This is a genomic window from Thioclava indica (assembly GCF_000714545.1).
Taxonomy (GTDB): Bacteria; Pseudomonadota; Alphaproteobacteria; order Rhodobacterales; family Rhodobacteraceae; genus Thioclava; species Thioclava indica.
Window position 1 is genome coordinate 1 of sequence record NZ_AUNB01000102.1, and the last position, 797, is coordinate 797.

General features: G+C 61.5%; 1 protein-coding gene. It reads left to right on the plus strand.

The window, feature by feature from the left end:
• Nucleotides 1-797 (plus strand): alpha-hydroxy acid oxidase (locus tag DT23_RS18270; RefSeq protein ID WP_038133747.1); only part of this gene is annotated, 797 nt, incomplete at both ends.

Below are 797 nucleotides of genomic sequence, written 5' to 3' on the forward strand. Positions count from 1 at the left end.
CAACGCGCCGTTCTGGTTCCAGATCTACACGCTCACCGATGACGATTATAACCGCAAGGTGCTGGAACGCGCGCGCGCTGCGGGCTGTTCGGCACTGGTGATCACGGTCGATCTGCAACTGCTGGGTCAGCGCCACAAGGATCTGAAGAACGGGCTGACCGCGCCGCCGAAATTCACCCTGCCGGTGATGATGGATCTGGCGACGAAATGGCGCTGGGGCCTTGAGATGCTGGGCACCAAGCGGCGGTTTTTCGGCAATATCGTGGGCCATGTCGAGACGGCGGGTGACCCATCTTCGCTGGCCTCATGGACGGCGGAAAAGTTCGATCAGGCGCTGAACTGGGACCGCATCAAGAAGCTGATGGATATGTGGGGCGGCAAGGTGATCTTGAAGGGCATCCTCAGCCCCGAAGACGCCGAAATGGCCGCGGCCACCGGCGCGGATGCGATTGTGGTGTCCAATCATGGCGGGCGGCAACTGGACGGCGCGCTAAGTTCCATTCGCGTGCTGCCCTCGATCGTCTCGGCAGTGGGCGACAAGACCGAGGTCTGGCTGGATAGCGGCATTCGCTCCGGTCAGGACGTGCTCAAGGCGCTGGCTTTGGGCGCGAAAGGTGTGATGATCGGGCGGGCCTATATCCACGGGCTCGGCGCAATGGGCGAGCCGGGCGTGACCCGCGCGCTTGAGGTGATCCAGAAGGAATTGGACATCTCGATGGCGCTATGTGGCGAGAAGCGGATCGAGGATCTGGGCCGTCACAACCTACTGATCCCGAACGGATTCTTTGATACTTACA